Source organism: Caulobacter sp. SLTY (assembly GCF_009905535.1).
Lineage (GTDB): Bacteria > Pseudomonadota > Alphaproteobacteria > Caulobacterales > Caulobacteraceae > Caulobacter.
Genome location: NZ_JAAALA010000034.1, coordinates 1 through 24,194 on the forward strand (window position 1 = coordinate 1; position 24,194 = coordinate 24,194).

Annotated in this window: 23 protein-coding genes; 12 read left to right on the plus strand and 11 right to left on the minus strand. The window is 68.6% G+C overall.

What is annotated here, in order from left to right; all coding sequences use genetic code 11:
* The 3 genes from accB to aat form a co-directional block, all read left to right on the plus strand.
* Positions 1 to 301, plus strand: a 301-nt coding sequence (accB, locus tag GVN21_RS16910; protein WP_166575914.1) for an acetyl-CoA carboxylase biotin carboxyl carrier protein, incomplete at its 5' end; no start/stop codon positions are given.
* Between the two features lie 5 nt (positions 302 to 306).
* Entirely contained in the window at positions 307 to 1,650 is a 1,344-nt protein-coding gene (gene accC / locus GVN21_RS16915; RefSeq protein WP_166575915.1) for an acetyl-CoA carboxylase biotin carboxylase subunit, read from the plus strand.
* A 192-nt stretch (positions 1,651 to 1,842) separates the two neighbouring features.
* Positions 1,843 to 2,490, plus strand: coding sequence for a leucyl/phenylalanyl-tRNA--protein transferase (gene aat / locus GVN21_RS16920; RefSeq protein WP_166575916.1), 648 nt, complete (start codon positions 1,843 to 1,845; stop codon positions 2,488 to 2,490).
* On the opposite strand, the gene GVN21_RS16925 is transcribed toward aat, so the two are convergent.
* Both GVN21_RS16925 and GVN21_RS16930 read right to left on the minus strand, forming a co-directional pair.
* On the minus strand, positions 2,454 to 3,050 hold the full coding sequence (locus GVN21_RS16925) for a DUF2155 domain-containing protein (protein ID WP_166575917.1): 597 nt from the start codon (positions 3,048 to 3,050) through the stop codon (positions 2,454 to 2,456). The genes aat and GVN21_RS16925 overlap by 37 nt on opposite strands.
* Positions 3,047 to 3,445, minus strand: a complete 399-nt coding sequence (locus GVN21_RS16930; RefSeq protein ID WP_166575918.1) for an NADH:ubiquinone oxidoreductase subunit NDUFA12 — start codon at positions 3,443 to 3,445, stop codon at positions 3,047 to 3,049. Before GVN21_RS16930 ends, GVN21_RS16925 begins: the two co-directional genes overlap by 4 nt.
* 374 nt (positions 3,446 to 3,819) lie before the next feature.
* On the opposite strand from GVN21_RS16930, the gene GVN21_RS21260 reads away from it, so the two are divergent.
* The 3 genes from GVN21_RS21260 to GVN21_RS16945 all read left to right on the plus strand — a co-directional run bounded on the left by GVN21_RS21260 (position 3,820) and on the right by GVN21_RS16945 (position 7,993).
* Positions 3,820 to 6,351, plus strand: coding sequence for a ribonucleotide reductase (locus GVN21_RS21260; protein WP_166575919.1), 2,532 nt, complete (start codon positions 3,820 to 3,822; stop codon positions 6,349 to 6,351).
* A 218-nt stretch (positions 6,352 to 6,569) separates the two neighbouring features.
* On the plus strand, positions 6,570 to 7,052 hold the full coding sequence (locus tag GVN21_RS16940; RefSeq protein WP_166575920.1) for a pentapeptide repeat-containing protein: 483 nt from the start codon (positions 6,570 to 6,572) through the stop codon (positions 7,050 to 7,052).
* Positions 7,053 to 7,135: 83 nt separating this feature from the next.
* A complete protein-coding gene (locus tag GVN21_RS16945) occupies positions 7,136 to 7,993 on the plus strand; it encodes a pentapeptide repeat-containing protein (protein ID WP_166575921.1) in 858 nt (285 codons plus the stop codon).
* On the opposite strand, the gene aspS is transcribed toward GVN21_RS16945, so the two are convergent.
* Complete coding sequence (gene aspS / locus GVN21_RS16950) at positions 7,990 to 9,768, minus strand: aspartate--tRNA ligase (RefSeq protein ID WP_166575922.1); 1,779 nt, start codon at positions 9,766 to 9,768, stop codon at positions 7,990 to 7,992. The genes GVN21_RS16945 and aspS overlap by 4 nt on opposite strands.
* Positions 9,769 to 9,942: 174 nt before the next feature.
* Between aspS and GVN21_RS16955 the strand changes: the two genes are divergently transcribed.
* The 3 genes from GVN21_RS16955 to GVN21_RS16965 all read left to right on the plus strand — a co-directional run bounded on the left by GVN21_RS16955 (position 9,943) and on the right by GVN21_RS16965 (position 14,330).
* Positions 9,943 to 10,608 carry a chromosomal replication initiator DnaA gene (locus tag GVN21_RS16955; RefSeq protein ID WP_166575923.1) on the plus strand — a complete coding sequence of 222 codons (666 nt, stop codon included), beginning with the start codon at positions 9,943 to 9,945 and terminating at the stop codon, positions 10,606 to 10,608.
* A gap of 127 nt (positions 10,609 to 10,735) precedes the next feature.
* Entirely contained in the window at positions 10,736 to 12,856 is a 2,121-nt protein-coding gene (locus GVN21_RS16960; protein WP_205690141.1) for an RNA degradosome polyphosphate kinase, read from the plus strand.
* On the plus strand, positions 12,846 to 14,330 hold the full coding sequence (locus GVN21_RS16965; RefSeq protein WP_166575925.1) for a Ppx/GppA phosphatase family protein: 1,485 nt from the start codon (positions 12,846 to 12,848) through the stop codon (positions 14,328 to 14,330). Before GVN21_RS16960 ends, GVN21_RS16965 begins: the two co-directional genes overlap by 11 nt.
* Positions 14,331 to 14,336: 6 nt before the next feature.
* Here the strand turns inward: GVN21_RS16965 and GVN21_RS16970 are convergent, their stop codons facing one another.
* From GVN21_RS16970 to rnd, 3 genes are all read right to left on the minus strand, one after another.
* Entirely contained in the window at positions 14,337 to 15,179 is an 843-nt protein-coding gene (locus GVN21_RS16970; RefSeq protein WP_166575926.1) for an HAD family hydrolase, read from the minus strand.
* A gap of 103 nt (positions 15,180 to 15,282) precedes the next feature.
* Complete coding sequence (locus tag GVN21_RS16975; RefSeq protein WP_166575927.1) at positions 15,283 to 15,801, minus strand: GNAT family N-acetyltransferase; 519 nt, start codon at positions 15,799 to 15,801, stop codon at positions 15,283 to 15,285.
* Between the two features lie 112 nt (positions 15,802 to 15,913).
* The gene (gene rnd / locus GVN21_RS16980; RefSeq protein WP_166575928.1) at positions 15,914 to 17,095 is read right to left on the minus strand and encodes a ribonuclease D; all 1,182 of its coding nucleotides are present in this window, start codon (positions 17,093 to 17,095) and stop codon (positions 15,914 to 15,916) included.
* Positions 17,096 to 17,187: 92 nt separating this feature from the next.
* On the opposite strand from rnd, the gene purM reads away from it, so the two are divergent.
* Positions 17,188 to 18,210, plus strand: coding sequence for a phosphoribosylformylglycinamidine cyclo-ligase (gene purM, locus GVN21_RS16985; protein ID WP_166575929.1), 1,023 nt, complete (start codon positions 17,188 to 17,190; stop codon positions 18,208 to 18,210).
* Positions 18,207 to 18,788 (plus strand): phosphoribosylglycinamide formyltransferase, encoded by a 582-nt coding sequence (gene purN, locus GVN21_RS16990; RefSeq protein ID WP_166575930.1) that lies wholly within the window; start codon positions 18,207 to 18,209, stop codon positions 18,786 to 18,788. The genes purM and purN overlap by 4 nt, the downstream gene beginning before the upstream one ends.
* Here the strand turns inward: purN and GVN21_RS16995 are convergent.
* Positions 18,760 to 19,302, minus strand: coding sequence for a hypothetical protein (locus tag GVN21_RS16995; protein ID WP_166575931.1), 543 nt, complete (start codon positions 19,300 to 19,302; stop codon positions 18,760 to 18,762). The two genes, purN and GVN21_RS16995, sit on opposite strands and share 29 nt — an antisense overlap.
* Positions 19,303 to 19,473: 171 nt before the next feature.
* Positions 19,474 to 19,893, minus strand: coding sequence for a nucleoside-diphosphate kinase (ndk, locus tag GVN21_RS17000; protein WP_166575932.1), 420 nt, complete (start codon positions 19,891 to 19,893; stop codon positions 19,474 to 19,476).
* Between the two features lie 96 nt (positions 19,894 to 19,989).
* Between ndk and GVN21_RS17005 the strand changes: the two genes are divergently transcribed.
* The gene (locus GVN21_RS17005) at positions 19,990 to 21,876 is read left to right on the plus strand and encodes an ABC-F family ATP-binding cassette domain-containing protein (protein WP_166575933.1); all 1,887 of its coding nucleotides are present in this window, start codon (positions 19,990 to 19,992) and stop codon (positions 21,874 to 21,876) included.
* A 3-nt stretch (positions 21,877 to 21,879) separates the two neighbouring features.
* Here GVN21_RS17005 and GVN21_RS17010 read toward each other — a convergent pair whose 3' ends face one another.
* From GVN21_RS17010 to GVN21_RS17020, 3 genes are read right to left on the minus strand one after another with little or no spacing between them, the layout of a single operon-like run.
* Complete coding sequence (locus GVN21_RS17010) at positions 21,880 to 22,212, minus strand: peptidase inhibitor I78 (protein WP_240902992.1); 333 nt, start codon at positions 22,210 to 22,212, stop codon at positions 21,880 to 21,882.
* Positions 22,209 to 22,670, minus strand: a complete 462-nt coding sequence (locus GVN21_RS17015) for a DNA polymerase III subunit chi (protein ID WP_166575934.1) — start codon at positions 22,668 to 22,670, stop codon at positions 22,209 to 22,211. Before GVN21_RS17015 ends, GVN21_RS17010 begins: the two co-directional genes overlap by 4 nt.
* Before the next feature lie 12 nt (positions 22,671 to 22,682).
* Entirely contained in the window at positions 22,683 to 24,161 is a 1,479-nt protein-coding gene (locus tag GVN21_RS17020) for a leucyl aminopeptidase (protein ID WP_166575935.1), read from the minus strand.
* Between the last annotated feature and the right edge of the window lie 33 nt (positions 24,162 to 24,194).

The window sequence follows — 24,194 nt, forward strand, 5'->3', positions numbered from 1 at the left end:
TGCCCCGGCCGCAGCCTCCGCCGCCGCCCCGGCCGAAGCCGCCGCGCCCCCTCCGGCGGCCCGCAAGGGCGATGAGGTCAAGTCGCCGATGGTCGGCACCGCCTACCTCCAGCCGCAACCCGGCAGCCCGGCCTTCATCAAGGTCGGCGACAAGGTCGGCGAGGGCCAGACCCTGCTGATCGTCGAAGCCATGAAGACGATGAACCCGATCCCGGCGCCCCGCGCCGGCACCGTGGTCGAAATCCTGGTCGGCGACGCCCAGCCGGTCGAGTTCGGCCAGCCCCTGGTCGTCATCGAGTAGCGGCCGTGTTCGACAAGATCCTGATCGCCAACCGGGGCGAAATCGCCCTGCGCATCCACCGCGCCTGCAAGGAGATGGGCATCGCCACCGTGGCCGTCCATTCCGAGCCTGACCGCAACGGCATGTGGGCCCGCTTGGCCGACGAAAGCGTCTGCATCGGCCCGGCCCCGGCGGCCAAGAGCTATCTCAACATCCCGTCGATCATTGCGGCCGCCGAGATCACCGGCGCCCAGGCGATCCACCCCGGCTACGGCTTCCTGTCGGAAAACGCCCGCTTCGCCGAGATCGTCAATTCGCACGGCTTCACCTTCATCGGGCCCAAGCCCGAGCACATCCGCATGATGGGCGACAAGATCACCGCCAAACAGGCGGTGAAGGACGCCGGCATCCCCGTGGTCCCCGGCTCCGACGGCGCCGTGACGACGGAAGAAGAAGCCATGGCGGCGGCGGCCGGCATCGGCTTCCCGGTGCTGATCAAGGCGGCCGCCGGCGGCGGCGGCCGGGGCATGAAGGTCGCCCAGACCCAGGAAGACCTCTACGAGGCCGTCTCCACCGCCAGGGCCGAGGCCCGCGCCGCCTTCGGCGACGACGCGGTCTACATGGAGCGCTACCTCCAGAAGCCGCGCCACATCGAGCTGCAGGTCGTGGCCGACAGCCACGGCAACGTCGTCCACCTGGGCGAACGCGACTGCTCGCTTCAGCGCCGCCACCAGAAGGTGCTGGAAGAAGCCCCCTCCCCGGCCCTGACCGCGCCGGAGCGCGAGAAGATCGGCGATACCGTCGTCGAGGCCATCCGCGCCATCGGCTACCTGGGCGTCGGCACCATCGAGTTTCTGTGGGAAGACGGCGAGTTCTTCTTCATCGAGATGAACACCCGCCTGCAGGTCGAACACCCGGTCACCGAGGCTATCACAGGCATCGACCTGGTCCGCGAACAAATCCGCGTCGCCGCGGGCCTGCCGCTCAGCTTCACCCAGGACGATGTTGTCTTCGAAGGCCACGCCATCGAATGCCGGATCAACGCCGAGAACCCCCGCACCTTCACCCCCTCACCGGGTAAGGTGACGGACTTCCACGCCCCCGGCGGCTTGGGCGTGCGCCTCGATAGCGGCCTCTACGCCGGCTACTCGATCCCGCCCTACTACGACTCCCTGGTCGGCAAGCTCATCGTCCACGGCCGGGACCGCGCCGAATGCATCGCCCGCACCCAGCGGTGCCTGGGCGAAATGGTGGTCAGCGGCATCGAAACCACCATCCCCCTGTTCCAGGACCTGCTCCAGAACGACGAAATCCGCGCCGGCGACTACAACATCCATTGGCTGGAAAAGTGGATCAAGGCACAGGGGTAAGGCCCTGAGTTCATAACAACTTATCCGTCATCCCGGACGCCCCACAGGGGCGATCCGGGACCCAGGCGGGACGGAGCGCCAGCCGCAAAGCTACGTTAAACAGAGAGATCACGCACCCCTGGGTCCCGGCTCTCGGCGCTACGCGCTCCGGGCGGGATGACGGGTGTGTTTGCGCAAGGCTAAGCTGACCGCGTGCAAGACGCCTTCACCCCTGAAGACCTGATCGCCTGCTATCGCCGCGGCGTCTTCCCCATGGCCGACTCCCGAGACGATGAGGGCGTCTTCCTTATCGACCCGCAGCGCCGAGGCGTCCTCCCTCTCGAAGCCTTCCGCCTCCCGACCCGCCTCGCCCGGACGGTCAGATCAAGCCGCTACGACGTGCGCACAAACACCGCCTTCGCCGAAGTCGTCGCCCTCTGCGCACAGTCGGCGCCAGACCGCGAAGACACCTGGATCAACCCCACCATCGAGACCCTCTACAGCCAACTCCACCAAAGCGGTCAGGCCCACTCCGTCGAATGCTGGCAGGACGGCGCCCTCGTCGGCGGCCTCTACGGCGTTTCGCTCGGCGGCGCCTTCTTCGGTGAAAGCATGTTCTCCCGCGGCCGCGACGCCAGCAAGGTGGCTCTGGTCCACCTGGTCGCCCGGCTCAAGGTCGGCGGCTATCGCCTGTTGGACTGCCAATTCGTCACCGATCACCTCAGCCAGTTCGGTGTCGTCGAAATCCCGCGCGCCGAGTATCATAGAAGACTGGCCCACGCCCTTGAAACCACGGGCGATTTCGCCCGCTTCTCAGGTGAACCTCAGGCCGCCTTGCAGGCGATCAGCCAGGCGTCATAGACCGGGTGCTGCAAGGGGTTCAGCCCCGGCGACGAAGCGAACATCCAGCCCTTGAACACCTGCCGCGTCGGCGGCGCCGGCCGACCCGGTTGCGGCTTGGGCGAGGAATCGACCAGCACATACGCCGCCGATTCCGGCTCGGTCTCGTCCGGCGCCGCGCTTTCACAAGCCCGCACCGTGAACACCAGCGACTTGTAGCGCACGGACTCCCCGACCTTCACCTCGAACCGCAGCGTCTCGGCCGTGACCTTGTCCAGCGCCTGGATGATGGCCCAGCCGGCCCGCACCCGCTTCTGAGGCTCCACCGGCTTGGCGGGAGCCGCCTTGACCTTGGCCGCCGGCTTCTCATCGGGGATCGGCTCGATCGGCACCGGGGTCGGCGCCGTAATCACCGGCGGCGGCGGCGCGACGACGGCCGGCGGCGGCTCCTCGGCCGCGGGCGCGCTTGGCGACGCGGGCGGCGTCCTCGGCGCCGGCGCAGGCGCCTGCTGGGCGGCCACCGCCACCGCAAGCGTCAGGGTCAGGCCCACGGCCCCCGCGACGACGCCCGCCGGTTTCATTCCGGCGTCCAGGGCAGGTAGTCGCCGGTCGCCTTGTCCCGCTGGCCGTCGCCGGAGATCGAGCCCTTCGGACGCCAGGCATAGACCGTCCCGGTCAGGTTGGGCCGGTGCTCCTTCTCCCAGCTGCGTCGCGGCAGCGGGGCGATGGTCGGCGGCTCGTCGAACGTGTAGCGCAGCCAGCCGTGCCAGTCGGGCGGCACCTTAGAGGCCTCGGCGTAGCCGTTATAGATCACCCAGCGGCGCTTGCGCCCGACGTCGTAGCTGTCCTTGTCGTCCCGCGCTTCGTAGTAGGTGTTGCCGAACTCATCCTGCCCCACCTTCACGCCCCGGCGCTTGATATGCAGGGCCTGGCCCAGCGTCACGCCGTTCCACCAGGTAAAGATCGCTTTCAGCACAACAGAATCCGTATCGCGGGAGGGGCCGATTTCGCGGCGGACAATAGTGGGCGATGGGGGAAAGGGGAAGCATTCCTTCTCCCGCCTGCCGGGAGAAGGTGGCCCAGCGAAGCCTCGGCAAAGAAGGGTCGGATGAGGGCCGCGCCGGCTCGGAACGACGTCCCGCGTTCTGGCCCAATTAGCACTGTCCAACCTTCCACTGCCGGCGCTGCCCTCAACCGTCGGCTTCGCCGCCACCTTCTCCTGGCAAGCGGGAGAAGAATCCGGAGAAACCCCAACATCTTGTGGATGACACCTCGTCGCACCCCATCATCTATTGCCCACACCCCACCGCAGTCCTACCCTGCCGCCACCAGCGTGGGAGCACCAGTCGTATGCGTTTCGAGCGCCGTCGCGCCAAGGCCGCGGGTCCGGAGGTCGAGCTTCGCACCCTTGAGGGCGCCAACGACCTGACGGGCGTCCTGGCCCCGCGCAACTGGCCGTCCGCCCGTGTCCAGGCCTGGGCCGACTGGGCCCAGACCGTGCCCGAACCGACCGCGGCGCCCGAAGACCTGCCCAACGTCCTCCACCAGCCGCTGCCCAATGCCGGCCTCCTCAACGGCGGCCCAGCCCGAAAGGCCCAGGACCTGGCCCAGCGGGGCTGGACGGCCGGCCTGTTCGCCCGGCCCACCGATGCCGGCGCCTTCCGCGACGAGCTGTTCGCCCTCCTCTGCCAAGGCATGGCCGCCCTCGCCTCGCCGGTTCGCGGCCCCCTGCCGGTCATCGACCTGGCCGACCCCGCCGCTGACCGGGCGATCGCCGCCTTCGCCGCTCAGGTCGCGGCCCATGATTTGACCGCGCCGGCCCTGCGCACCGTCACAGACCGCCTTGCCGCCGTGGCCGATGCCGTCCGCCGCTGTGAGGGCGACGCTTCGGCCTGTGGCGACCCGGCCGCCAACCCCGCCCTGGCCCGCATGGCCCGCGCCGCCCGAGCCGCCGGGGCCAGCGACGCCGCCATCTCCGACGCCATCGGCGCCGGCCTCTGCGGCCTGGCCATCACCGCTCCCACCGCCGAGCCCGGGCCCCGCCCCGCCTGTATCCTGCTGGCCGCCGACACCCAGCTGCGCCGCGAGCGCGACCTCGCCGCCCTCGGCTGGCGCACCGGCGCCGCCACCCTGGCCCTCTCGGCCGCAGACGCCGCCGCCCTCGCCGCCCGCCCTGCCGGCCTCGTCGCCGCCCTCGATCTCTGCGCGTTCCAGGACGAGGCGGCGTTCGATACGCCCGGGTTCGAGGCCGCCGCCCGCCTGTTGGCCGCCGCCCTGCGCCTCGACGCCGGGCCGGACGCCCCCGCCACCCTGACCCTGACCGGAACCGCCGCCGTCCTCGTCGCCCGAGGCCTGGCCTACGACAGCGATGAGGCCCGCGCCGCCGCCGCCGACCTGTGGAGCCGCGCCGTCTCCGCCGCCGGGGGCCTGGTCGAGGTCGCCCCGCTGGAAGACGCCGGCCTCACCCTGCGCCTCGCCGCCTCTTCCGCGGCGGCCGAACCTTGGACCGGTCCCGTCACCCGGGCCGAGACAGAGGACGGCGAGGTCATCAATGTCCTCGCCGCCCCGGCCCTCACCGCCCTCCAGGCCCTTGGCGAAGACCCCGACGCCCTGCGCCTGGCCTTGCTGGGTCGCCGCGACCTGGACGAGGCGCCGCACGTCAACACCGCCGCCCTTACCGCGCTCGGCTTCACCGTCCTCGAACTCGAAGCCGTCCACGCCGTCCTGCCCCTGGTCAGCGACCTGCGCCACGCCTTCGCCCCCTTGGTGGTCGGCGAGGGCTTCGTCCGCGACGTGCTGGGCGCCACGCCGGAGGCCCTGGCGGAGCCCGGCTTCGACACCTTGGCCCTGGCCGGCTTCTCCGACCGCCAGGTCGCCGAGGCCGCCGCCTACATCCTCGGCTCCCCCGACCTCGCCGCCGCCGACCTGTCCCCGGCCGCCCGCGCCCTGCTGACCCCCGACCAGCCCTTGGAGGCCCGACTGGCCATGCAGGCCGCCATCGAGGACGCCTGCGGCGCGCCTGGGATCTTACGCCTGCCCCTGGCCTTCAACGCCCTGCCGTCGGAAGCCGCCCTGATCCAGGCCCAGGCCCTCGCCGGCGGTGTCCGCGCCCTGCGCCTGGACCGCGCCCCGGCTCCGTTCGGCCACAGCCTGGCCATCCCGGACGAAACCGCCGCTACGCCCAAGCCGGAAATCCAGGAGCGCATCGTCGAGCGGGTCGTCGAGCGCGACCGCATCCGCCGCAAGCTGCCCGACCGCCGCAAGGGCTATATCCAGAAGGCCGCTGTCGGCGGGCATAAGGTCTATCTGCACACCGGCGAATATGATGATGGCGAGCTCGGCGAGATCTTCATCGACATGCACAAAGAGGGCGCCGCCTTCCGCAGCGTGATGAACAACTTCGCCATCGCGATCAGCATCGGCCTGCAATACGGCGTGCCGCTCGAGGAGTTCGTCGACGCCTTCGTCTTCACCCGTTTCGAGCCCGCCGGCCCGGTGACCGGCAACGACACCATCCGCAGCGCCACCTCCATCCTGGACTACGTGTTCCGCGAACTGGGCGTCAGCTACCTCGGCCGAAGCGACCTCTCCAACGCCGACGAAGACGCCCAGCCCCTCAACGCCGACGGCCTCGGCCGTGGCAAGGCCGACGACGCTCTGGCCTTTGAATCCGAGCCCCAGCCCGCCAGCCGTTTCATCTCCAAGGGCTTCAGCCGAGGCGCCGCGCCCGACAACCTCGTCTTCCTACCCTTCGGCAAGCGCCCCGGCGAAACTGTCATCGAACACACCCGCGCCGCCAGCGTCTGTCCCGCTTGCGGCGACCAGTCCGTCTTCCATGGCGTCTGCGACACCTGCGGCGCGGTGGCGGACGCGGCCTCCTAGGGCATCGGTTGCGCGCAGCGCAACCTGTCCTCGGTCAGCACCAGCGGCCGACCGGCCCTCGGCCCAGCCGCGCTACCACCAACCTGCCAACCGGCTGGATCCAGCCCACTTCCACCGCCGGCGCCGACCGGGGACAGCTAGGCCGCTGCGCGCCCAACCGGTCCCCTTCTTGCAGCGTTAACGGGACTTAGACCCCTGTCGTGCCAGGATGCTCCGCCATGAAACGCCTCCTCGTCCTCGTCACCGCCCTGGCCATCGCCACGCCGGCCATCGCCCAGAACGGCGGCCAGATCAGCCGCGTGCGTGCCGGGGCCAGCTGTCCGGGGTGCAACCTGTTCCAGGGCGACTTCACCGGCATGGAACGACGTGGCCAGAACCTGTCCCGCGCCCGCCTTCGCCAGGCTAGCCTGACGGCCGTGGTGATGAACCGGGCTAATTTTTCCGGCGCCGACATGCGCGACGTCGACGCATCGGCCTCGACCTTCGCCGGGGCCAGCTTTGCTGGGGCCAACCTGACCAACGCCAACTTTGTCGGCAGCTACCTTCAGGGCGCCAACTTCCGGGGGGCGAACCTGTCGGGCGCCGTCTTTTCCGGCGCGGAGATGAACCGCGCCGTCGGTCTCACCCAGCGCCAACTCGACCAGGCCTGCGGCGACGAGACTACCCAGCTGCCCGCGGGCCTGCGCATCCCGCGCTGCTGACCCCCGAGGCAAACAGGGGAAAACCCAATCCTTACCGCGAATTAAGTGGCGTCCTTGACGGGGCGGGGGCACACAGGACGGCGATGAACAAGCTCGTGCTCGCTCTTTCCGCCCTGGTTCTCGCGATGGCCGCTGCCGGCGCCGCCGAGGCCCGGGTCATCCCCGACGACAAGGACATCCCGCGCCAGCTGTCGTTCGGCGGCGCCTGCCGCAACTGCGATCTGTCCGGCAAGAAGCTGGTCAACGCCCGCTTCCAGGGGGCCGATTTCGGCGGCGCCACCCTGATCCGCGCCGACATGCGCGGCGCCAGCTTCATCGGCTCCAACTTCCAGGCCGCCCACATGGCCGACAGTGACCTGCGCGGCGCGGAGATGATGGGCACCAACTTTTCCTTCGCCGACTTCTCGGGCGCGGAACTCGACGGGGTCGAGGCGGCCGGGGCAGTGTTCCAGAAGGCCAACCTGACCCGAGCCAGCTTCAAGGGCGCCGAACTGCCGGCGGTCAATTTCGCCTTCGCGAACCTGAACAGCGCCAGCTTCCGGGGCGCGGAGATGCCCCACGCCCAGTTGAACAAGGTCACGGCGATCGGGACTGACTTCCGAAACGCCGAACTGAACGGCGCCAATCTGACGTTCGGCCGGTTCGACGGCGCCAGCTTCCGCGGCGCCGATCTGACCCGCGCCCATCTGACCAAGGCCAGCTTCGCCGGCGCAGACTTCCGCGGCGCCGATCTGGACGGCGCCTTCCTCGGCATGGCGGACCTCTCGGGCGCCAAGGGCCTGACCCAGGATCAGATTGACGAGGCCTGCTCCGACCAGGGCACCAAGTTGCCGCGCGGCCTGGTCCCCCGGCACTGCAAGGGGCACCGGCTGATCATCGTGCAGAAAACCCCAAGGGCGCCGCCTGCCCCGCCAACGCCCCCCCGGCCGCCGCGGAACTAGGCTTTAATCGGCGGGGCCAGCCGGATGTGCAGCTCCTTTAGCTGCCGATCCTCGACCTCCGACGGCGCATTCATCAGCAGGTCCTGGCCCTGCTGGTTCAGCGGGAAGGCGATGACCTCGCGGATAGCCGTCTGGCCGGCCAGCAGCATGACGATCCGGTCGATGCCCGGCGCCAGCCCACCGTGCGGCGGGGCCCCGTAGCGGAAGGCGTTCAGCATGCCGCCGAACTGGTCCTCGACCACGTCGGCGCCGTAGCCGGCGATCTCGAAGGCCTTCAGCATGATCTCCGGCTTGTGGTTCCGGATTGCGCCGGAGCACAGCTCGTAGCCGTTGCAGACGATGTCGTACTGGTAGGCCAGGATATCGAGCGGGTCCTTGGTCTCCAGCGCCTCCAGCTCGCCCTGCGGCATCGAGAAGGGGTTGTGGCTGAAGTCGACCTTCTTCTCTTCGTCCGACCATTCGAACATCGGGAAGTCGACGATCCAGCAGAACTCGAACCGCCCCTCGTCGATCAGCTTCAGCTCCGTGCCCACGCGGGTGCGGGCCGAACCGGCGAACTTGTAGAAGACCTTCGGATCCCCGGCGACGAAGAAGGCCGCGTCGCCCTCGCCCAGCCCCAGGCTGTTCATCAGGGCCTGGGTCTTATCCTCGCCCAGGTTCTTGGCGATCGGCCCGCCCCATGTGTTCTGGTCGGCGCTCCAGAAGATGTAGCCCAGGCCCGGCTGGCCCTCGCCCTGCGCCCAGCTGTTCATGCGATCGCAGAAGGCGCGGCTGCCGCCGCCCGGCGCCGGCACGGCCCAGACCGCGTTCTTCTCGGTCTCCAGGATCCGGGCGAACAGGCCAAAGCCGCCGCCCCGGAAGTGGTTGGAGACTTCCGACATCTTGATCGGGTTGCGGGTGTCCGGCTTGTCCGAGCCGTACCAGGCGATGGAGTCGCGATAGGCGATGCGCGGGAACGGATAAGGCGTCACCGGCTTGCCGTCGGCGAACTCTTCGAACACCCCGTGCATCACCGGCTCGATGGCCGCGAACACGTCCTCCTGGGTCACGAAGCTCATCTCGACATCGAGCTGGTAGAATTCCAGGCTGCGGTCGGCCCGCAGGTCCTCGTCCCGGAAGCAGGGGGCGATCTGGAAGTAGCGGTCGAAGCCGGAGACCATCAGCAGCTGCTTGAACTGCTGCGGCGCCTGCGGCAGGGCGTAGAACTTGCTGGGGTGCAGCCGCGACGGCACCAGGAAGTCCCGCGCGCCTTCCGGCGACGAAGCCGTCAGGATCGGCGTCTGGTACTCCAGGAACCCCTGCCCCACCATCCGCTTGCGGATGCTGTCGATGACCTTGGAACGCAGGATGATGTTCTTGTGTAGCGTCTCGCGCCGCAGGTCGAGGTAGCGGTGCTTCAGCCGGATTTCCTCTGGGTAATCGGGCTCCCCGAACACCGGCAGCGGCAGTTCGGCGGCTTCCGACAGCACCTCGACGGCGCTCACCCGCACCTCGACCTCACCGGTCGGCAGGCCGGGGTTCACCGTCTCGGGCGTCCGCGCCACAACCTCGCCATCCACCCGGATCACGCTCTCGGCCCGCAGCCGTTCCACGGTCTCGAACCCGGGCGTGCCCGGATGCAGCACCAGCTGGGTCAGGCCGTAGTGGTCCCGCAGGTCGATAAACAGCAGCCCGCCATGGTCGCGCTTGCGATGGATCCAGCCGGACAGCCGCGCGGCGGCGCCGGTGTCGGTGGCGCGCAGGGCGCCGCAGGTATGGGTGCGGTAGGCGTGCATGAATCTGTGCTTCAGAGTCGGGATTTCGAGAGGCGCGGAAGGGCGCATGCAGGCCCTCGAAAGTCAAGGAAAAGGGCGCTTTAACCCCGTCGTCCACAGCCACATCCCGCCTATCCACGCCCGCCAGGCGCGCTGACATCGACCCTGCCCGCCCCCGCCTGCTAGGAGAGGTCCGTGACCGCCCAGTTCCGCCTGCCCTTCGAGCCCGCGACCGTCTGGACCCGCGACGCCTTCGTGCTGTCCGACGCCAACCGCTCGGCGGTGCTGGCGCTCGACGACTGGGCGGCCCTGTCGCGGGGCGCCTTGGCCCTGGTCGGCCCCGCCGGCAGCGGCAAGAGCCATCTGGCCCAGTCCTGGGCCGACGCCAACGGCGCCAGCCTGGCCATCCCGGGCAAGACCCTGCCCCTAGAGGCCACCGCCCCGGTCCTGGTCGAGGACGCCGACCTGCTGGGTGATGACGAGGCCCTGTTCCACCTGCTCAACCAGGCCCAGGCCGGCCGCGCCGTGCTGCTGACCGCCCGCGAGCGGCCCCTGGCCTGGCCCGCCCGCATCCCGGACCTGCGCTCGCGCCTGAACGCCCTGACCGTAGCCGAGATCGACCCGCCCGACGACGCCCAGTTGCGCGCCGTGCTGGAGGCCCTGTTCAAGGCCCGGCACATCAAACCGGACGAGGACCTCTACCCCTATCTGCTGGCCCGGATGGAGCGGTCGGTCAGCGCCGCCCGCATCCTGGCGGCCCGGATGGACGAAGCCTCCGCCGCCCGCGGCCGGGCGATCAACAAGGCTCTCGCCCGCGAACTTCTGGAGGAAACCGAGGATCTGTTCGCCGAAGAGGCCTGAGGTCGTTGAATCTGTAACATCCTTGCGCCAAAGGTGGCCCCTCACCAGCCGAGGCCCGATGCCCAAGTCCGCGACCGCCCGTTCCGCCCCTGCGGCCGCCAAGCCAGGACCGCTCGACGAGGGGCTGATGGCCTCGTCCGAGCGGTTCTTCAACCGCGAGATCTCGTGGCTGGCCTTCAACAAGCGGGTGCTGGAAGAGGCCGAGAATCCCCGTCACCCCCTGCTCGAACGCCTGCGGTTCCTGTCGATCTCGGCCAACAACCTCGATGAATTCTACATGGTGCGCGTGGCCGGGCTGAAAGGTCAGGTCCGCGAGGGCGTGCGCAAGGTCAGCCTGGATGGACTGACACCGGCCGAACAGCTGGAACGGGTCAACGCCGCGGCCACCGAACTGATGGCCGACCAGCAGCGAATTTGGCGCTCCGTTCGCGCCGAGCTCGGCCGCGAAGGCCTGCGCCTGCTGGACGCCGCCGACGTCACCGCCGTCGACCGGCCGGCCGCCGAGGAATATTTCCAGACCCGGCTGTTCCCCATCCTCACGCCCCTGGCCATCGACCCGGCCCATCCTTTCCCCTTCATCCCCAACCTCGGCTTCTGCCTGGGACTGAAGCTCAAGCGCGAGCGGGACGGCAAGCCGCTATACGCCCTGGTGCCGGTGCCTCAGCAGGTGAAGCGGTTCTGGGAACTGCCCGGCCCGGCCCGGCGCAAGGAGCGGCGGTTCATCGCCCTGGAAAGCCTGATCATCCTCTGCCTTGACCAGCTGTTTCCCGGCTACCAGGTCGATGGTCGTGGCCTGTTCCGGGTCATCCGCGACAGCGACATCGAAATCGAGGAAGAGGCCGAAGACCTGGTCCGCGAGTTCGAGACCCAGCTGAAGCGCCGGCGCATGGGCGATGTGGTTCGGGTCAAGGTCCAGACCAGCATGCCCGACGACCTGCGCGAGTTCATCCTCGACGGCCTGGACGCCGCGCCCGACGACGTGGTGCTGATCGACGGCAAGCTGGGCATCGCGGCCATGTCGCAGCTGATCCCCGACGGCCGGCCGGACCTGAAGTTCCCGCCCTTCACCGCCCGCTTCCCCGAGCGCATCCGCGACCACGCCGGCGACTGCTTCGCCGCCATCCGCGAGAAGGACATCCTGGTCCACCACCCGTTCGAGAGCTTCGACGTGGTGGTCCAGTTCCTGCGCCAGGCCGCCCGCGACCCGCAGGTGCTGGCCATCAAGCAGACGCTTTACCGCACCAGCCAGGACAGCCCGATCATCGCCGCCCTGATCGAGGCGGCCGAGAACGGCAAGAACGTCACCGCCCTGGTCGAGATCAAGGCGCGGTTCGACGAGGAGAACAACCTGCGCTGGGCCAAGGACCTGGAGAAGGTCGGGGTCCACGTCGTGTTCGGCTTCGTGGAGTACAAAACCCACGCCAAACTCAGCATCGTGGTCCGCCGCGAGGGCGAAACCCTGCGCACCTACTGCCACTTCGGGACCGGCAACTATCACCCGGTCACCGCGAAGATCTACACCGACCTTTCCCTGTTCACGACTGACCCGGCGCTGGGTCGCGACAGCGCCAGGCTGTTCAACTACATCACCGGGTACGCCCATCCCGATCGGCTGGAGAAGCTCAGCTACTCCCCCGAAACCATGAAGCCCGACCTGCTGTCGATGATTGCCGCCGAGGCCGACAATGCCCGCGCCGGCAAACCGAGCGGAATCTGGGCCAAGCTCAACGCCCTGGTCGATCCCCAGATCATCGACGCCCTCTACGCCGCCAGCCAGGCGGGCGTGCCCATCGACCTGGTGATCCGCGGCATCTGTTGCCTGCGGCCGGGCCTTCCTGGCCTGTCGGAGAACATCCGGGTCAAATCCATCGTCGGCCGCTACCTGGAGCACAGTCGCATCGTCGCCTTCGCGGACGGAGAGCCCCTGCCGAGCAAGGCCGCCAAGGTGTTCATCTCTTCGGCTGACTGGATGCCCCGCAACCTGGACCGCCGGGTGGAGGCCCTTACCCCCATCGACAATCCGACCGTGCACGAGCAGGTGCTCAGCCAGATCATGGTGGCCAACCTCAACGATGAGGCCCAGAGCTGGAACCTCGACTCCGCCGGCGGCTATGCGCGCGATCCCTCGTGGAACCGCCGCGGCGCCTTCTCGGCCCACGACTACTTCATGACCAACCCCAGCCTGTCGGGCCGAGGCCACAACGTGCGGGACCGGCCGGTCGCCCTGGACCTCGACAATGAACGATAGCCCCGGCCACGACGCGGCGGTCATCGACGTCGGGTCCAACTCCGTCCGCCTGGTGCTCTACCGCGTCGAGGGCCGGTCGATGTGGACGGTGTTCAACGAGAAGGTGCTGGCCGGTCTCGGCCGCGACCTCAAGGAGACCGGCCGGCTCTCGCCGGAAGGCGCGGCCAGCGCCCTGTCGGCGCTCAAGCGGTTCCGGATCGTGGTAGACCGCCTGCCGCCCGAGCGGGTGTTCACCGCGGCAACCGCCGCCATCCGCGACGCAGAGGACGGCCCGCCCTTCGCCGGTCGGGTCCAGGCCGAGACCGGCCTCAGCCTGCGGGTGCTGACCGGCGCCGAGGAGGCCCGCTATGCCGCCCTGGGCGTTCTGGCCGGCGCCCCGGCCGGCGACGGCGTGGTCGGGGACCTCGGCGGCGCCAGCCTGGAGCTGACTCCCATCGGACCGAAAGGCGCCGGCGAAGGCATCACCCTGCCGCTTGGGCCCTTCTCCTTCGGCCCCTACCCCGACGATGATCCGGAGATCCGCCGGCGTGAAGTCGACGCCCGGCTGGAAGGATTGGAGCGTTTCCACACCGAAAGCTTCCACGCCGTCGGGGGCGCCTGGCGCAACCTGGCCCTGATCCACATGCACATGACCGGCTATCCGTTGCGGGTGGTGCACCAGTACGAGATGAGCCGCGCCGAGGCGCTGAACGCCTGCCGTTTCGTGGCCAGCCAGTCGCGCCGGTCGCTGGAGGCGGTGGAGGGGGTGTCGAAGAAGCGGGCCGAGACCCTGCCCCACGCGGCCGTTGTTCTTGAACGCCTCATCATCGCCCTGGGCATCGAGCGGATCGACCTGTCGGCCTATGGCGTTCGTGAGGGCCTGCTGTTTGAGGCCATGGCCCCCACCGTACAGGCGCTCGACCCGCTGATCGAGGGCTGCGCCGCCCTCAGCGTCCGCACCGGCGCCGACGCCACCCTAGGGCCGACGCTGGACGCCTGGCTGACCCCCGTGTTCGACGCCCTGGAGCCGGTTTTCGGCGCCCGCGACGCGATCCTGCGCGCCGCCGCCTGCCGCTTGGCTGACCTCGGCGCGCGGCTCCACCCCGATCATCGCGCCGATCTGGTGTTTGAACAGGTGCTCCGCGCCCCGGTCGCCGGCCAGAGTCACGCCGAGCGCGCCTTTCTGGCCGTCGCCGCCTTCAGCCGCCACTCCAGCTCCAACAACACCCCTGAGCCCAGCACCATCGCCCGCCTGCTGCCCGAAGCGGCCCGTCGCCGGGCCAGGGCCCTGGGCGCGGCGATCCGCTTTGGCTGCGACCTGACCGGCCGCGACTCTGCTCTGCTGGCCCACACCCGCCTGGCCCTGAAAGGCGACCGCCTCCTCCTCACCACCGACGCCGACCGCGCCGACCTCCTGCTCGGCGAACAGACCAGCCGCCGCGCCGCCGCCCTGGCGGGCCACCTCGATGCGAAGGTGGAAATCAGGGTTAGCTGATCCAGCCTAATCGGCCGGCATCGTCCCCTCGTGGATGGCGATGCGGCCGAGGATGCCTTTGACGATCAGGTCCAGGGCGCTGCCGTCGGTGTAGTTGGCGGCGGCAACGAAGTTCACTCGGTCCTCGGCGATCAGGCGGTGAAGCTTGGTCTGGTCGTTGGGCTCGGTGCGCGGGTCATAGACGGCGATCGAGTGGCCGCCCTTGGTGTGCATCATCTTCATGGTCGGGACGTCGGTGTCCCCGTCGCCGACGAAGATCATCCGCTCAAACGGCACCGGGCGGTCGTCGTCCGGCATGAAGCGGTTGATCTTCTCGTGCTCCCAGTTGTTGTGCACACCCTTGTTGATGCGGAACAGATACTGGGTCTTGGTGGTGTAGTTGATGCCCACCGCCGGCCACTCTGCCTCACCATCCTCATTGTAGACGTAGTGGCTGGCGAAGACGTGCTCGAAGGCCGGGTAGATGGGGCAGCCCTCGACCATTTCCTGCAGGCCGGACGACAGGATGTAGTGCTTCACGTCCAGGCCGTAGTTGGCGCCGAAGGTATTGATCCGGTCGAACCAGCTCATGTCGCGCAGCCCGTCGAACAGCAGAACGTCCTTGCCGTGCTCGCGCAGCATCTCTCGGGTGACGGTGAGGCCGGCCTTGCGCGCCGTCTGCAGCATCAGCTGCATGTACATCAGGATGTCGTCCCCATCGGACTTGATGGTCTGCGGGCGCACCGTGTCGTTCCAGAACTGCTTCGGCGTCATACCCAGCGCCGGGATGAAGCTGGTCTCCTGCATGTTGCCGCGGGCCAGGGTGCCGTCGAAATCGTAGATGATGGCGGTGGTGCGGGGTTTGGACATGAAGGTCTCTAAGGTTCGCTCTGGCGGCGGTTGCTTGGAAGGACTGTGAATCACCTTTCGCCGTCCGAACGCAAGCCTTGCGAGCCGTCGCGACGCAGGGACTTTAGGCTTCCAGAGCGATTGACGGCCCAAGATTCCCGACCATCCGCGCGACAAGCGCCTCGGCCGGGACGTCTGGATAGGCCTCACTAATCATGGTGAGCAGCCAGTGGCGAACCTCGCCGGTCGGCACGGCTCTCCGCATTTCACCGAGCACCAGCAGGTCCATCAGCGGCGGATCGCCCTCGCCCGGCAACGGCAGGATGTAAGGCAAGCCCACCAGCTGCCGGCAGCCCAGCCGCCGGTAGAAGTCCTTCCGCCGCCGCCGGATCGCCTGATCGGCGGCGGCCTCGCGGTCGGAATCGACCTCGACCAGCAGCCTGCGCTTGTCCAAGTCAGCCGCCACCGCGCCGAACAGCGCCGCGCCCAGACCCGATCCCCGCATGTCCTCGCGCGAAAACAGGTAGTCGAGCAGCGAGATTTCGGCGCCAGCGCAATCAAAGATCACCGCCGCCGCGACCAGCGCCCCGTCGCGCCAGGCGCCGTGGATACGATAGCGGCCACACCGGGCCAGTTCGGTCACGGCCGCGCGCGTGCGCCGCTCGCGGGCCGGGATCGAGGCCTCGTAGATGGCGAACAGGGCGTCGGCGTCGGCGCCGTTAGTCAGATCGACCGGGCCAAAGCGAAAGATCGCCCTACTCCGCCGCCGCCTGCTTCGGCGCCCGGCGCACCTCGACCACCCGCACCCGCGTGCCGTCCAGCACCAGGGCCAGTTCGCCACGCTTGAGCTTCAGGGCGTCGGCCCCGAAGGCGTCCTTGCGCCAGCCGGTCAAGGCGCCGACGTCGGCCTTGTCGTCGTTCGCGATCTTCTCGAGGTCGGAGACGGTGGCGATCAGCTTGGATGCCACGCCGGCGTCCTCCGCCCGGGCCTTGAGCAACACCTTGAGCAGCTCGACAACCGCGCCGGCGGCGGGGTTGTGGCTGGGCTTTTCACGCTCGACCACCGGGGCGTAGGCCTCAGGGTCCTTGAGCGCCTCGCGGATGGCGGCCATCAGGTCGGGCCCGAACTTGCTGCCGGAAAAGCCCTTGGGCACGCCGCGCAGCCGGTCCATGGCCGCCGCGTCGGTCGGCGCCTGGCTGGCCAGTTCGTCGATGGCGTCGTCCTTGAGGATACGACCGCGGGGCTGGTCACGCGTCTGAGCCGTCCGTTCGCGCCAGGCGGCCACGGCCTTGAACACCGCCATGTATTTGGCGGCGTGCTTGCGCGGGCGCAACCGCTTCCAGGCGTTGTCCGGGTTGACGTCGTAGAGGTCCGGATCGACCAGCGCCTCCATCTCCTCCTCGACCCAGGCGAGGCGGCCGGCCTTCTCCAGGCTGCCGCGCAGGATGGGGAACAGGCGGGCCAGGTGGGTGACATCGGCCAGGGCGTAGGTCAGCTGGTTGTCGCTCAGCGGCCGGCGGCTCCAGTCGGTGAAGCGGCTCGACTTGTCGAGCTCGATCTTCAGCATCTGGCGGACCAGGGCGTCATAGGCGATCTGCTCGCCAAAGCCCGCCGCCATGCCGGCGATCTGGGTGTCGAACAGCGGCCGGGGCATGGCCCCCAGGTTGTTGAAGATTTCCACGTCCTGGCGGGCGGCGTGGAACACCTTCAGGATGCTCTCGTCGCGCAGGATGTCGAGGAAGGGGCTCAGGTCCAGGCCATCGGCCAACGGATCGATGCAGGCTTCTATGCCGCCGGGCGCGGCGGCCTGGATCAGGCACAGCTTCGGCCAGTAGGTCGTCTCGCGCATGAACTCCGTGTCCACGGCGACGAAAGGCTGGCCCTTCAGCTGATTACAGAACGCCGCAAGGTCGGCGGTGGTTGAAATAGGCGTCATCCGGCAGCTATAGCCCCGGCCATAGGCGAGTCTGCAAGCTTTCAGACGCGCCCAAGGCCTGATTCTCGCCCTCACGTGATCCGGAAAGCGCCATGACCGACCGTCCCAACGGCCTCACCTACGCGCAAGCCGGCGTCGACATCGATGCGGGCGCCGCCCTGGTCGAGGCGATCAAGCCCCTGGCCAAGGCCACGGCGCGGCCTGGCGTGACCGGCGGGCTGGGCGGTTTCGGGGCCCTGTTCGACCTCAAGGCGGCCGGCTACGACGACCCGCTGCTGGTCAGCACCACCGACGGGGTGGGCACCAAGCTGAAGATCGCCATCGAGACCGGCCTGCACGGCCAGGTCGGCATCGACCTAGTGGCCATGTGCGTCAACGACCTCCTGGCCCAGGGCGCCGAGCCGCTGCTGTTCCTCGACTACTACGCCACCGGCAAGCTGGACGTGGCCACGGCCACGAGCGTGGTCGCCGGCATCGCCGAGGGCTGCAAACTGGCCGGCTGCGCCCTTGTCGGCGGCGAAACCGCCGAGATGCCGGGGATGTACTCCGAAGGCGACTACGACCTCGCCGGCTTCACCGTCGGCGCTGTGAACCGCGACGGCGTCCTGCCGCGCCTGGATGAGCAACGGGCCGGCGATGTGCTGATCGGCCTCGGCTCCAGCGGCCCGCACAGCAACGGCTACTCCCTGGTCCGCAAGGTGGTCGAGCGCTCGGGCCTGGCCTGGAACGCCCCCTGCCCGTTCGGCGACGGCACGCTGGCCGAGGCCCTGATGGCCCCGACCCGCATCTATGTGAAGTCGGTCCACCCGCTGCTGAAGGCCGGCCAGGTCAAGGGCGTCGCCCATATCACCGGCGGCGGGCTGATCGAGAACCCGCCGCGCGCCATCGGCGAGGGGCTGGTCCCGCGCTTCGACTGGAACGCCTGGCCCCTGCCGCCGGTGTTCGACTGGCTGCAGCGCGAAGGCGGGATCGACGATCATGAGCTGCGCCGCACCTTCAACTGCGGCGTCGGCCTGCTGCTGATCGTCGCCAAGGACAAGGCGGCCGAGGTGCTGGGCGCCCTGCTCGACGCGGGAGAGGACGCCTTCGTCTGCGGCGAGCTCGCCAAGGGATGATCCGAAAGCGGGTCGGCATCCTGATCTCTGGTCAGGGCTCCAACATGGAAGCCCTGATCCGCGCCACCGAGGCGCCCGACTGCAACTACGAGGTGGCCGTGGTCATCTCCAACCGCCCGGACGCCGCTGGCCTGGATCGCGCCAAGACTCTCGGCGTCCCCGTCCTCGCTGTCGACCACGCCCCCTTCGGCAAGGACCGCGAGGCCCATGAACGGGCCCTCGACGCCGCCCTCCGCCGGTCCGGCTGCGAGTACGTGGCCCTGGCCGGCTATATGCGCCTGCTGACGCCCTTCCTGGTCGAGGCCTGGGCCGGGCGAATGGTCAACATTCATCCCTCCCTGCTGCCCAAATACCCGGGCCTGGACACCCACCGCCGCGCCATAGAGGGGGGTGAAGTCGAACACGGATGTTCCGTGCACCTTGTCACGATCGGGGTCGATGAAGGCCCGGTGATCGCCCAGGCGAAGATTCCGGTCGAGGCCGGAGACTCACCGGAGACCCTGGCCGCCCGGGTCCTGGTGGCAGAGCACCAGCTCTACCCGGCGGCGCTCAGCGGATACGTCGCGTCGCCCACATGATCTCGGCGTCGCGGCCCAGCACGCCGTTGCGCGCCAGGGTCATCTGCGCGGCCGCCATCCGGGGGCGATACTCGGACCCGTACTGCGCCTCCAGGTCGACGTCCCACCTCTCCATGCCAGAGGCCATCACATGCGCCACGCTCATGGCCGACATGATGTCCCGCATGGCCCGAAGGCTGTTCTGGTCGTCCTTGCAGACCCGGATGGTGGCCGGCACCTCGGACTTTGTGATGCCGCCCTGCGCCAGGTGCTGCAGATAAAGGTAGCGGGCCTCCGGCGACATCGACACCACCGTGGCGTTGTTGATCTTGCCGATGATGTAGCTCACGGCCACCGCCTTGACCGCCTTCATGCCTTGGTCGGTACAGGGATCGTCCCCGTCCTTCGCGGCGAGTTCGGCCACGGCGATCCCGTCCGCCTCGTCTTCCAAGGCCTGCAGCCCCGAAATATCGCCGGCACGATAGGCGGCCACGGCCTTCGACAGGTTGTCCGGCCGCTTGGCCAGGTCGCTCATGCCGCATCCGGCCAACACAGCCGCCGCGATCGTCAACGCCACCCAACGCATAGTCTTCCCCCTGGCTTCGCAACGGCTGATAGCGGGCAAAGCCTTTGCGCCCGCCTAACGGGCAAAGAAAAGGGCCGGCGGATCGCTCCGCCGGCCCCATTCCGTTGAAACCGCTTAGGCTTAGCCGACGATCTCGTCGTCGGTGAAGAACTGAGCGATCTCGATCTTGGCGTTGTCCAGGCTGTCCGAGCCGTGCACCGAGTTCTCACCGACGCTGTCGGCGTAGAGCTTGCGGATGGTGCCTTCGGCGGCCTGGGCCGGGTTGGTGGCGCCCATGACTTCGCGGTAGCGGGCCACAGCGTTGTCGCCTTCCAGAACCTGCACGACCACCGGAGCGCGGGTCATGAACTCGACCAGCTCGCCGAAGAACGGGCGCTCCTTGTGGATCTCGTAGAACTTCTCGGCCTGGGCCTGGCTCAGCTTGATGCGCTTCTGGGCGACGATGCGCAGGCCGGCCGCTTCGATGACGGCGTTCACGGCGCCGGTCAGGTTCTTCTCGGTGGCGTCCGGCTTGATGATGGAAAAGGTGCGTTCGGTCATGGCTTAGTTTCTTCAGCCCTACAAAGAGGTGGGATTTGGGAGGTCGCGGGCTTATAGCGGCGACCCTCCCGTCCGCCAACACCTCCCAAGCGTTTCATGCTCCAGATCAACGAACTCACCTTCAACGCCTGGGGCCGTCGCTTCTTCGACAAGGCGACCGTGACTCTTCCGACCGGCGGCAAGGTCGGCTTGGTCGGCCGCAACGGCATCGGCAAGTCGACCCTGTTCAAGCTGATCCTCGGCGAGCTGCATGCCGGGGACGACGAGATCAAGATCCCCAAGGCCGCCCGCATCGGCACCGTGGCGCAGGAGCATCCGGCCACGCCCGTCTCCTTGCTCGACACCGTGCTCGAGGCCGATGAAGAGCGTCACAGCCTGCTGACCCGGCTGGAAACCGCCGACCCGGAGGAGATGGGCGACATCTGGGGCCGGCTGATCGAGATCGACGCCGACTCCGCGCCCTCGCGGGCTTCGGAAATCCTCTCTGGTCTCGGCTTCAGCAACGAGGACCTGTCGCGGCCTATGGCCGAGTTCTCCGGCGGCTGGCGGATGCGGGTGGCCCTGGCCGCGGCGCTGTTCTCCGAGCCCGACCTGCTGCTGCTCGATGAGCCGACCAACTACCTCGACCTGGAAGGCGCCCTCTGGCTCGAGGCCCGGTTGAAGAAGTACCCGCACACCGCCCTGATCATCAGCCACGACCGGGAATTGCTCAATAATTCCGTCGGTTACATCCTGCATGTTCGCGAGGGCAAGCTGGACCTCTACACCGGCGGCTATGACAGCTTCGAAGAACAACGCGCCGAAAAGGCCCGCCTCGCCGAAGCCATGCGCGGCAAGATCGAAGCCAAGCGCGCCCATATGCAGGCCTTCGTCGACCGCTTCCGCGCCAAGGCCTCCAAGGCCACCCAGGCCCAGTCGCGCCTGAAGATGCTGCAGAAGCTGCCCCCGGTGACCATGACCATCGAGGACCGCACCGCCCCGTTCACCATCCCCTCCCCGGTCCGTCCGCTGGCGCCGCCGCTGGTGCGGCTGGACAACGCCACCGTCGGCTACGGCGGCCCGCCGATCCTGCGCAATCTCAACCTGCGGATGGATGTCGATGACCGTATCGGCCTCCTGGGCGTCAACGGCGCCGGCAAGTCGACCTTCGCCAAGATGATCGCCGGCGCCCTGCCTATCCAGTCGGGCGACCTGCACCGCGACCGCCGCATCAAGGTCGGCTGGTTCCATCAACACCAGATCGAGGCCCTCGACCCGGTCGACACCCCGATGGACATCATCCGCCGCGCCCTGCCCGAGAGCAGCGAAAGCCAGCGCCGGTCCAAACTGGCCCAATGGGGCATCGGCTATGAGAAGTCGGAAACCACCGTCGCCAACCTGTCCGGCGGCGAGCGCGCCCGCCTGCTGCTCAACATGGTGGCGATGGAAGCGCCTCACCTGCTGATCCTCGACGAACCGACCAACCACCTCGACATCGACAGCCGCCGCGCCCTGCTCGACGCCCTGAACGACTATGAGGGCGCCGTCATCCTGATCACCCACGACCGCTCGCTGATGGAGCTGGTCGCCGACCGGCTGTGGCTGGCCGCCGATGGCGGGGTGAAGCCCTTCGACGGCGACATGGACGACTACGCCAAGTTCGTCCTAGACCGCGCGCGCGTCGCGGCTCGGGCGCCGAGCCAGGTCCGGGAACCGGAAGCCAAGGCGGTCAACAGCAAGGCGCCCGTGCCGACCGGCCGGGATCCGGCCGCGATGGCAGGGCCTCTCAAGCGCAAGCTCACCGCCGCTGAGGAAACGCTCGCTCGGGTCACCAAGACTCTGGCCGAAATCGACCAGAAGCTGGCCGATCCCGCGCTCTACGTCCGCGATCCCACCGCTGCCGCCGACCTCGGCAAGCGGCGCTCCAAGATCCAGGCGCAAGTCGATGAGGCGGAAGCGGCCTGGATGGCCGCCGCCGAGGCGCTTGAAGCCGTCAGCAGCTAACCGCTACCCGCACTTCACTTCCTTGACGACGCCTGTATCGGCATCAAAGAAGATGTTCAGCCGGTCCGCCCGGTAGTCCATCGTTACCGGACAGGTCGTGCAGGCCACCCGCCGCTTGCTGGGATCAACCGGGATCGGGATTTCCGACTTCGGCCGCCCGACCAGGTATTGAAGCTCGCCGGCGCCGCAGGTGTCTCTCGGTGCGGGAGGCGGTGGCGGCGGAGCCTCGGCCTTGGGCGGAGGCGGCGGCGCGGGGGCGGGCGCGGGCTCAGGCGTCGCACAGGCGAACAGACCCATCATCCCCACGGCGGCCAACGTCATCCGGATCGCGCTCATGCCTGCTTCTCCCAACCTTTCCGCTCGCCCTGGCGCCAGTAGGATGCCGGCAAGCCCTGAGCCTTCACAGATTTCCATAACGCCCGAGCCCCCGCCAGGGCCTCATCGTCCCGCCCATCGAACAGCACGATGCACCGTTCAAACGGAGACAGATCGCCCGGCGCCGCCCCGTCGATGAGGAACAGGGCGTTGGCGGCGTTGGGATTGGCCTTCCCGGTGGTCAGCAATACGGGCTGGTGGTCGGCAAACGGCTCGCTGCTCAGCCCATGCGGCAGAAAGCCGTCCTCACGGAAGGTCCACAGGAAGTTATCGAGCTGCTCCAACCGTTCGGCCGCCGCGCTTCTGACAAGCGCCCGCCACCCTCGCTGCAGGGTCTTCTCCAGCAGCTCGGGCAGCACCTGATCGAGCGACGAGCGCTCCAGGTGGTAGAACCAGACATCGCAGGACGCCGCGGCCATTCTCGGATCAGATCAGGACTCGTAGGAGTCCGCCACCATCCGATCGAGCAGGCGCACGCCAAACCCCGTCGCCCCGTCCGGAATGGTCGGAACCGTCGACGGCTTCTTCCAGGCGGTGCCGGCGATATCCAGGTGGGCCCAGGGCGTGTTGTTGACGAACCGCTGCAGGAACAGGCCTGCGGTGATCGAACCGCCAGCCCGGCCCCCGGTGTTCTTCACATCGGCGATCATGCTGTCGATCTGCTTTTCGTAGGCCGGCGGCAGCGGCATGCGCCACAGCTGCTCACCCGTGGCCTTCGAAGCGGCCAACAGGTTCTCCGACAGCTCGTCATTGTTGCTGAACAGGCCGCTGACGTCGTTGCCCAGCGAGATGATGATCGCCCCGGTCAGGGTGGCAAGGTCGACCATGAACTTCGGCTTGAACCGGTCCTGGCAGTACCAAAGGGCGTCGGCCAGCACCAGCCGGCCCTCGGCGTCGGTGTTGATGATCTCGATGGTCTGGCCCGACATGCTGGTCACCACGTCGCCCGGTCGCTGGGCGTTGCCGTCCGGCATGTTCTCGACCAGGCCCAGGATGCCGACCACGTTGGCCTTGGCCTTACGGCCCGCCAGCGCGTGCATCAGTCCGGCCACGGCGGCCGAACCGCCCATGTCCCACTTCATGTCTTCCATGCCGTCGGCCGGCTTGATGGAGATGCCGCCGGTGTCGAAGGTCACGCCCTTGCCGACGAAGGCGATGGGCTGCGCGTCGCCGCCGCCCTTCCACTGGATCACCACCAGTTGGCTGTCGCGGCGGCTGCCCTGGCCGACGCCGAGCAGCGAGCCCATGCCCAGCTTGGCCATCTCGGCCTCACCGAGGATTTCGACCTCCAGCCCCATCGATTCCAGCGCCTTGATCCGCTGGGCGTAGCTTTCCGGATAGAGGACGTTCGGCGGCTCGGAAACCAAGTCGCGGCTGAAGAAGATGGCCTCTGCCAGGCTCTTCCAGGTGGCCCAGGCCGCCTCGGCGGCAGCCGGATCGTCCACCGCCACCCGCACCGTCTCCACCGACGGCTTCTTCTCGGGTTTCTCCGTTGTGCGGTACTTGTCGAACCGATAGCTGGCCAGGGTGGCGCCGAAGGCCGCGCGCGCGCCCTCCTCGCCGCTGGCATCGGCCAGCAGCAGGGTCAGGGTCGCCGCCCCGCTGGTCTTCACCGCCGCATAGGCCGACGCGCCGAAGTCCTCGGCCGCATCGCCGTCCCACCCCTTGTCGGAAACCCCGACCATGGCGATCCGGGCGCCTTCCAGCCCGGCCGGCGCCACCAGCTCCAGGTTTGTACCCTTCGCGCCCTTGAACCGCCCGGCCGCAACCGCCCGGCCCAGCGCCCCGCCGGCCACCTTGTCCAGCAACTCCGCCCCGGTCGAAAGCTTGCCCCCCTCGACAACTACGGTGGCCACCGCGCCGTCGGACGGCGGATTGGCGCGGTCGATGCTGACGAACTCGATACGCATGAAGCGCTCCTCAAATGCTTTGGTTGGCGGAAT

Excerpts from the sequence above, each read along its gene's own strand:
- GVN21_RS16925 (WP_166575917.1), bottom strand. The coding sequence starts at position 3,050 with ATGAAACCGGCGGGCGTCGTCGCGGGGGCCGTGGGCCTGACCCTGACG.
- GVN21_RS21260 (WP_166575919.1), top strand. The coding sequence starts at position 3,820 with ATGCGTTTCGAGCGCCGTCGCGCCAAGGCCGCGGGTCCGGAGGTCGAG.
- GVN21_RS16940 (WP_166575920.1), top strand. The coding sequence starts at position 6,570 with ATGAAACGCCTCCTCGTCCTCGTCACCGCCCTGGCCATCGCCACGCCG.
- GVN21_RS16945 (WP_166575921.1), top strand. The coding sequence starts at position 7,136 with ATGAACAAGCTCGTGCTCGCTCTTTCCGCCCTGGTTCTCGCGATGGCC.
- aspS (WP_166575922.1), bottom strand. The coding sequence starts at position 9,768 with ATGCACGCCTACCGCACCCATACCTGCGGCGCCCTGCGCGCCACCGAC.
- GVN21_RS16960 (WP_205690141.1), top strand. The coding sequence starts at position 10,736 with ATGGCCTCGTCCGAGCGGTTCTTCAACCGCGAGATCTCGTGGCTGGCC.
- GVN21_RS16965 (WP_166575925.1), top strand. The coding sequence starts at position 12,846 with ATGAACGATAGCCCCGGCCACGACGCGGCGGTCATCGACGTCGGGTCC.
- GVN21_RS16970 (WP_166575926.1), bottom strand. The coding sequence starts at position 15,179 with ATGTCCAAACCCCGCACCACCGCCATCATCTACGATTTCGACGGCACC.
- rnd (WP_166575928.1), bottom strand. The coding sequence starts at position 17,095 with ATGACGCCTATTTCAACCACCGCCGACCTTGCGGCGTTCTGTAATCAG.
- purM (WP_166575929.1), top strand. The coding sequence starts at position 17,188 with ATGACCGACCGTCCCAACGGCCTCACCTACGCGCAAGCCGGCGTCGAC.
- purN (WP_166575930.1), top strand. The coding sequence starts at position 18,207 with ATGATCCGAAAGCGGGTCGGCATCCTGATCTCTGGTCAGGGCTCCAAC.
- GVN21_RS16995 (WP_166575931.1), bottom strand. The coding sequence starts at position 19,302 with ATGAGCGACCTGGCCAAGCGGCCGGACAACCTGTCGAAGGCCGTGGCC.
- ndk (WP_166575932.1), bottom strand. The coding sequence starts at position 19,893 with ATGACCGAACGCACCTTTTCCATCATCAAGCCGGACGCCACCGAGAAG.
- GVN21_RS17005 (WP_166575933.1), top strand. The coding sequence starts at position 19,990 with ATGCTCCAGATCAACGAACTCACCTTCAACGCCTGGGGCCGTCGCTTC.
- GVN21_RS17010 (WP_240902992.1), bottom strand. The coding sequence starts at position 22,212 with ATGAGCGCGATCCGGATGACGTTGGCCGCCGTGGGGATGATGGGTCTG.
- GVN21_RS17015 (WP_166575934.1), bottom strand. The coding sequence starts at position 22,670 with ATGGCCGCGGCGTCCTGCGATGTCTGGTTCTACCACCTGGAGCGCTCG.
- GVN21_RS17020 (WP_166575935.1), bottom strand. The coding sequence starts at position 24,161 with ATGCGTATCGAGTTCGTCAGCATCGACCGCGCCAATCCGCCGTCCGAC.